Genomic DNA, 6,931 nt, shown 5'->3' with positions numbered 1-6,931 from the left:
TTAGGTGAGCAGGCTCTCGAAAAATGCCAGGTTCAAATCTGCGGCATTTGATGTACAATATCGCGCGTTCGTCGCATGAGACGGGCGCGCAATTTTTCTGATCGGTCCCATTGAGTCATGAAAAAAGAGACTGCCGATAAAAGGGCGATCCTGTTCGTGGATGATACGGCCGATACGCGCGATCTGGTCAGTTTCAGTCTTGGGCGCGAAGGCTTTCAAGTCGTCACGGCGCAAACGGCCGAAGAAGGTTTAGCGCTCGCGCACCGCAAGGAGTTCGCGCTCATCTTGCTCGACATCGGCTTGCCGGACAAGGATGGGCTGGAATTATGTCGCGAGATACGCGCGTTCGATCAACACACGCCGATCTTCTTTTACACGGCATTTGCTGACCTGCTCGATCACGAAGAGGCCATGCGTGCTGGCGCCCAAGGCTGCTTGCGCAAACCCGAGGACACGCCTCGCTTGGGACACGTCGCGCGCATGGTCATCGGCGAATAAGCCGTGCTTTCGGGTGTGGGATCAGGGATTGACAGATTCTCGCAAGCTTCATTATGCTTGTTGACAAAGCGTGAGCGGGTGTGGCGCAATGGTAGCGCAACAGCTTCCCAAGCTGTGGGCTGCGGGTTCGAGTCCCGTCACCCGCTCCATATTGCTTTTGGCGATCATCCCAAGATGCAAGAGACCCCTCTTGCGCCCTCGATCTACAGAGACGCGAGTTTGACAATTGCCCTTGAAAATCAAGTAGCTTCTAAAGCGAGGGGAAAGCATTTCGGCGTGTTTTCCCAAGCCGAAGGGCCAGCTTAAAAATCAAGCGGATGAAAACCGTTGCTTGGTCAGTCAACTCTGACTCGTTTGGCGGTGATAGGGCACGGAAGCTCTCTTAGTGCTCGGCCATTCATCAGGGGGCGAGCCTCTTGATGATCCAACTGTCGCCTTCTTTCAGGTACAGGATCCTGTCGTGAAGCCGGTTTTCGCGCCCTTGCCAGAACTCAAACCTAGCAGGGACGAGTCTGAATCCTCCCCAAAAAGGCGGGCGCGGGACATCGCCGCTGCCGAACGAGGCTTTCATCTTGGCGAAAGCCTCTTCCAAGGCTTGTCGCGATTCGACCGGAGCGCTCTGTTCAGAAGCCCAAGCGGCGATCTGGCTGTCGCGCGGGCGCGAACGAAAGTAAGCGTCCGATTCCTCCGCCGAGACGCGCTCGACCGCGCCCTCGATCCTCACTTGGCGATTGAGTTCCGGCCAGAAGAAAAGACCGCTCGCACGAGGGTTAGCGAAGATCTCTTGCGCTTTTCGGCTACGATAATTCGTGTAGAAGACCAACCCACGTTCATCCAAGCCGCGCACTAGAACGGCACGAGCAGAAGGTGCGCCTTCCGGCGACGAGGTCGCGAGGATCATGGCGTTCGGTTCGAGCGCCTCGCTTTCGACCGCTTCCTTCAACCATGCCTCCAATTGTTTGAGCGGATCACGGAGCACGCTCCGTTCATCCAAAGGCTTGCCGCTGTAATCGCGCCTGATGCTGAACAGTATCTCTTTCACGGACATCTCGCGCAGTCACCTCGAAAGAGTCGGGTTATATGGTGATTGAAGCTTCGTCCAAACGTTTTGGCAGGTCAAGCGCGTACTCGTGGAATTTTCCTTGCGTGTTTGTCACGAGGAACTTGGCGAGACCGTATCCATCTGGCCGCATAGAACCGCGCAACGAAACGTCGGTTTGCCGTTCAGGTAGTGTTAACCCGCGTTCGCAACCGCATCACTCCTTCAGCAGCATGCGAACGTCGCGGACGTTGGTTCCAGTCGGGCCGGTAACGATGGCGTCGCCGAGCAGGCGAAAGAATGTGTATGAATCGCTGCGCGCGAGAAACTGAGCGGCATCAAGGCCAGCTTCGCGCGCGCGCGCCAGAGTCGTATCATCAGCGATGGCGCCAGCAGCCGGACTGTTGCCATCGATGCCATCGGTGCCCGCTGAAAGGACCAGCGCTTGCGGCACATCGGCGGCGGGTGAAGCGAGACCGTGCGTCGTAAGTTCCAACGCGCAACGCAGAGCTGTTTCCGTGTTTCTACCGCCCTTGCCCTCACCACGCACGACGCAGGAGAACTCGCCGCCGGAAAGCAAACAGAAGGGGCGCGTCGTGGCATCGAGCAAGCGCCGGACGAGCTCGGCACAGCCTTGTGAGATCTCCTGTTCAACGATGTCCGCCGCCACCGTCGTGACGAATCCCAGCTCTCGAGCGCGTTCTTCGGCGGCGCGTAGGGCGTCTGAATTATCCAGCAGCACGAAGCTGTGGTGAAGCGGGTGCGGCTGTAGCCGAGGCCGAAAATTCTCGATGGAATTCAGAATAGAATGCGGGAGCTTCTTCGTCAGGGCGTATTTAGCGATCACGCTTCGCGCATCGGGTGCGTCGTTGGGTGGCGACAAAGTCGGACCCGAAGCGACGTTGAACTCTTCGCCGGAATTGGTGTCCGAGATGATCAGCGTCACTTGTTCGGCTTGCGGCGCGGCGGCGCTCAACCCTCCGCCTTTGATGGCCGAAATGGCGCGTCGCACGGCGCTGATCTCGGCGATGGTGGCACCGCAAGAGACCAGCGTCTCATTGACCGCACGCAACGCGGCAAGCGAGACGGCAGCGGATCGCGGCCATTCCATCATCGCCGAGCCGCCGCCGGAGACGAGAAAGATGACCAACGCGCGTTCGCGATCCGCTTGGCGTAGGAGCGACAGGGCACATCGGCCCGCAGCGAGGCTCTCTTCGTTCGGCAACGGATGGCCGCCGAAAAAGACCTGCCAGCGCGTCGTTAGCGGCGGCGCGCCACCATAGACTGAAGCGACTCCGCGCCGCAACCTTTCGCCCAAAAGATCATCCAGCGCCGCTGCCATTGGGCCGGCTGCTTTGCCTAGTGCGATAGCGTAGGCGGGGCGCGCGCCGATGTCAAAAGATCGGTCGAATACCCAGAGAGAGTCGTCGCGCAGATCGAGCGCTTGATGCACGGCTCGGCGGGCATCCACTGCGCGCAGCGTGTGAGAAAGAATGTCGAAAGCGGCGCGGCGTAGATCCGAGGTCTCTGCTCTCACGACGGGAAAGGTAAAGCTCGGAGACACAGTTTTGCAAGACGGCCTGAGTCCAGTTCGCGCTCTGCACAAAGGCGCGTGGATGGCTTGGCGCAGAAAAAACGGACAAGCTCTTGATGAGACGATGTCGCTGCGGGCAATCTCGGCGCGCGTGAATCCTCATTGTTGCTTCATCGCCAATCGATCGCTCTCTTTGGCTTGACGGGGATCGGAAGGAACGACGCAACCGTGGAAATTGCTTAAAAGGCGCGCTCTCTTCGGGGGCTGGGAGTATCACGAGATGCGAGACTTTTCGCTGACGCACTCGTCCTCGATCAGAGCGCTTGACAAGCGGATAGCGCGGCCGTTCAAGGATGCGAGTCCTTTTGCTGACTCACCGCGATCAGATGCCTTAGCTGGCGAAAGCGTCGTTCGCTGATGCCTCGGACGATGATTAGATCTTCTGGGCGGCGAAACAGGCCGTGCTGCCTGCGATGCTCAATGATGCGCGCAGCAAGGGCAGGGCCAACGCCCGGAAGCTTTTCGAGTTCGCGCTCGGTTGCCGTGTTTATGTCTATGCGCGCCGCGCCCGCCTCGTCAAGCGCGGCAGAAGCCTGCTGACCCGATGCGGACCGCAACACGGCGTCGCTCTTTTTCTGTTCTATGGACGCGTTGTTCTTGCGCGGGTCGGGTTGCGAAACGTGTTCTTTAGGCGTCATTCGCGGCGGAGCGATGCACGCCGCGAGTGCAAACGCGAAGGGGCCGAGGAGAACGATAGTGAAACGCCGGATCATTCGTCGTTGAGCGCCATTGAATCCGGTCAAACCGTTGAGTTCAAAGGAGATGCCCGGTTTGCCCAGTTGGTGTGCAAAATGCTAAAAGTCCAAATTTTTCATGAACTTGTAATCTTCAAAAGCCACTTTTCCACAGACTTTTCCACAGCCTCTGTGGAAATCTGAACGGCCTCCTCGGCAGTATATGAAGGCCTTCGTAGAAGATGTAAAACTTTTATAAATCCAAGCGCGGTTATCTTCGCCGCCGAGGTCGGGGACATCCCCCTGATCATTCGAAAAGAGATCGGCGTGAACGCTGATGGACGCAAGTTGAAAATCACAAGCTCTCTTCAACCAATCTCGGCATCTTTCGGATGTCCACTCGCGCACTCGTGCGCGCCGATTTAGTGGCATAGGTTACTTCGCTTAGCATCTTTTGGATTGCATCTCGCGCCCACTCTTTTGGGCGACGCCTTGCTGTCTATCGGGGCGTTTTCTCATGAATTTCCTCCCCGCTCACTCTTCATTGTTTGAGGTTGTCCTAATGCGCTACTGAATTACGTGCGCGAAGCGTGCGCTACGGAACGCTCACTCTTCTTGTTTGAGGCTATCCCAATGCGCCACTGTCTCATAAGCGCGGCTCAAAACGGGACGCGGGCGTGCGCCATCGGCTGGGCCGATGTAACCCTGTCTCTCCATCGCATCGAGGATGGCTGCGGCGCGTCCGTAACCGATGCGCAATCGGCGTTGGAGCACCGAGGTCGAAGCGCGTTTCATCTCGACGCAGATGCGCAACGCATCCTCGAAAAGCTCATCCTGAAATCCGGCCAAGCCGTCTTCGCCTTCGGCTTCCTCTTCGGACTGCGTGATCGTCTCATCGTAGGTTGGCGTCGCCTGCGCTTTGACGTGGGCGACGATTTTGTTGATTTCCGTTTCGTCAACATATGCCCCGTGCACGCGCACCAGCCGCGATGTTCCTGGCGGCAAAAAGAGCATATCGCCGCGCCCCAAAAGCTGTTCCGCCCCGTTTGCATCAAGGATGGTACGCGAATCGACTTTGGACGAAACGCGGAATGAAATGCGCGATGGGAAGTTCGCTTTGATCAGTCCCGTGATGACGTCAACGGACGGTCGTTGTGTGGCGATTACCAGATGGATGCCGACGGCGCGGGCCATTTGCGCCAACCGCGTGATCGCTTCTTCGACCTCGTGTCCCGAGACCATCATTAGATCAGCCAGTTCGTCGATGATGATGACGATGTAAGGGAGCGGTTTGTGGGGTTCACCGTTCTCATCGAAGTCGAGCACGTCGTTGCGCCGTTCGACTTCCGCGTTGTACCCATCGATGTTGCGCACGCCCCACCGCGCGAGATCTTTGTACCTCTGCTCCATCTGCGAGACGGCCCATTTCAAGGCGTTAGCGGCGCGTTTGGGGTCGGTGATGATTGGCGTAGCAAGGTGCGGGATGTCGGCATAAAGTCCGAGTTCGAGGCGCTTCGGGTCGATCATGATGAACTTCACTTCGTCGGGGCGCGCCTTATAGAGAATCGAAACGACAATCGAATTTAAACAGACGGATTTGCCTGTGCCGGTCGCCCCAGCGATCAACAGATGGGGCATCTTGGTCAGATCGGCGACGTAGTTCATGCCGTCGATCGTTTTGCCGAGCGCGATCGTCAGCTTTGACGGCGATTCGCGAAATTGCCGCGATTCGATCACTTCGCGCAAAAAGATCGTCTCGCGCTGGGGGTTGGGAACCTCGATGCCGACGTGCGGTTTGCCCGGCAGACGGTCAATGCGGATCGATTCGGCCCGCAGAGCCAAGCAGAGGTCGTCGACCAAGCTCGTTACGCGCGAGTATTTGACGCCCGGATCCGGCTTGAATTCGTATGTCGTAACCACTGGTCCCGGGCAGATATGTTTGATCTGACCTGTGACGTTGAACTCACGACACTTCTCCGCCAGACGATGCGCGATCTCCAACAGCTCTTCGTCCTTCTGTTCGTGGCGCGGTGGCGGCGAATTCAAGTAATCGATCTCCGGGAAACGGTAATCGTCTGCGGTCGCGCGCGCGACCATTCTAGCTCGTACTGGTTCATCTCGATGCTCTGTGCGGACTACCTCGGCTGTGCGCAGCATCTCTTCGATTTCAGCTTCGGCCCGCTCTTCATCCCTCTCGCGCATAGGCTCTGCGACGGGACGAGGTTGTTTGGCGTTTTGCGCGGTCGGTTGAGGGTCGGGCGTCCCCTTCGTCGCTGAAGGTGGAGCGGGGAGTGGAGTTTGCGTCTCCAAGTCGAGGGTCTCAGTGGACGAGTCGAGCGCGGCCTTACGCGGCGTGACTGGCGCGCTCTCTTTCGTCTCGCCGGGAGATGTCGCACGCATGAACTCGGCGACGCGCTCGGCGGCGGTCTGCTGACCTCTCTTTTCGAGTTCGGCACGGGCGCGTCGGCGCGCTTCGGCGCGTTCGAGCGCGCGTTGAGCACGCCGTTCGCGCCACTCTCGAATGCGATCGGCAACGGAAGTCACCCGTGCCAAGCGCACCCGCATCCAGCGCGCGATGCGTTCGTAAAGGAGCGCAAACGAGAAGTTTGTCGCCAGCAACAGCGCGACAGCGACCGAGGCGATGAGCAGAACAGCAGTGCCGACGGTGTTTAGCCCGCTTACGAGGAACTGTGCGATCACGCGCCCGATCAAACCGCCCGGTTCAACGCTACGGTCGAAGATAGGCGCAAAACCGGCGAGCGCCAAGAGCGCGGAGATCGAGAGAACCAGCAGCGCGAGTCCACACACGCGCGCTAGCGGCGCTTGCCAACGTTGCGTGCGGAAGCGTCGCCAGCCGACGATGAAGAGCAGCAGCGGGAGGAGATAGGCCGTCAGTCCGAGGATCTGCAAAAGCGCAGCGCCGACGTTTGCTCCGATCGCCCCGACGAGATTGCGTGAGGGGCGGTTGGCGGCCGTGTTCCACGAAGGATCGTTTGGATCGAACGAGGCGAGACAAAGCAGCAGCAGCACGCCCGTGACAAAGAGCGCAAGGGCGATGATCTCGTTGCGGCGCGTGCGGCGCCAAGCTTGGTTCTGCGCGCTCGTCCTCGGTGCGACCATGGGCTT

6 protein-coding genes and 1 tRNA gene are annotated in these 6,931 nt (G+C 58.8%); 3 read left to right on the top strand and 4 right to left on the bottom strand.

Annotated features, from left to right (window positions below; translation table 11 throughout):
• Window positions 1-117 precede the first annotated feature (117 nt).
• Both C4334_RS10080 and C4334_RS10075 read left to right on the top strand, forming a co-directional pair.
• Complete coding sequence (locus C4334_RS10080; protein WP_352431960.1) at window positions 118-498, top strand: response regulator transcription factor; 381 nt, start codon at window positions 118-120, stop codon at window positions 496-498.
• 74 nt (window positions 499-572) lie between these two features.
• Window positions 573-647 (top strand) — tRNA-Gly (locus C4334_RS10075).
• 251 nt (window positions 648-898) lie between these two features.
• On the opposite strand, the gene pdxH is transcribed toward C4334_RS10075, so the two are convergent.
• From pdxH to C4334_RS10060, 3 genes are all read right to left on the bottom strand, one after another.
• Window positions 899-1,546: a pyridoxamine 5'-phosphate oxidase gene (gene pdxH, locus C4334_RS10070; RefSeq protein ID WP_352431959.1), complete on the bottom strand. Its 648-nt coding sequence runs from the start codon at window positions 1,544-1,546 to the stop codon at window positions 899-901.
• Between the two features lie 208 nt (window positions 1,547-1,754).
• Complete coding sequence (locus tag C4334_RS10065) at window positions 1,755-3,101, bottom strand: glycerate kinase type-2 family protein (RefSeq protein WP_352431958.1); 1,347 nt, start codon at window positions 3,099-3,101, stop codon at window positions 1,755-1,757.
• Window positions 3,102-3,418: 317 nt separating this feature from the next.
• A complete protein-coding gene (locus tag C4334_RS10060; RefSeq protein ID WP_352431961.1) occupies window positions 3,419-3,622 on the bottom strand; it encodes a ComEA family DNA-binding protein in 204 nt (67 codons plus the stop codon).
• Here C4334_RS10060 and C4334_RS10055 point away from each other — a divergent pair.
• Window positions 3,533-4,009 carry a hypothetical protein gene (locus C4334_RS10055; protein ID WP_352431962.1) on the top strand — a complete coding sequence of 159 codons (477 nt, stop codon included), beginning with the start codon at window positions 3,533-3,535 and terminating at the stop codon, window positions 4,007-4,009. The two genes, C4334_RS10060 and C4334_RS10055, sit on opposite strands and share 90 nt — an antisense overlap.
• Before the next feature lie 402 nt (window positions 4,010-4,411).
• Here the strand turns inward: C4334_RS10055 and C4334_RS10050 are convergent, their stop codons facing one another.
• Window positions 4,412-6,925, bottom strand: a complete 2,514-nt coding sequence (locus C4334_RS10050; RefSeq protein ID WP_352431957.1) for a DNA translocase FtsK — start codon at window positions 6,923-6,925, stop codon at window positions 4,412-4,414.
• Window positions 6,926-6,931: the final 6 nt, after the last annotated feature.

Source organism: Pyrinomonas sp. (assembly GCF_040289685.1).
Classification (GTDB): Bacteria; Acidobacteriota; Blastocatellia; order Pyrinomonadales; family Pyrinomonadaceae; genus Pyrinomonas.
Note: the sequence above shows the minus strand (reverse complement) of the source record. Positions and strands in the feature narration are given on the sequence as shown.

What these genes read in the sequence shown, in the direction of transcription:
- pdxH (WP_352431959.1), bottom strand. Translation starts at nt 1,546, where the DNA reads ATGTCCGTGAAAGAGATACTGTTCAGCATCAGGCGCGATTACAGCGGC.
- C4334_RS10050 (WP_352431957.1), bottom strand. Translation starts at nt 6,925, where the DNA reads ATGGTCGCACCGAGGACGAGCGCGCAGAACCAAGCTTGGCGCCGCACG.
- C4334_RS10080 (WP_352431960.1), top strand. Translation starts at nt 118, where the DNA reads ATGAAAAAAGAGACTGCCGATAAAAGGGCGATCCTGTTCGTGGATGAT.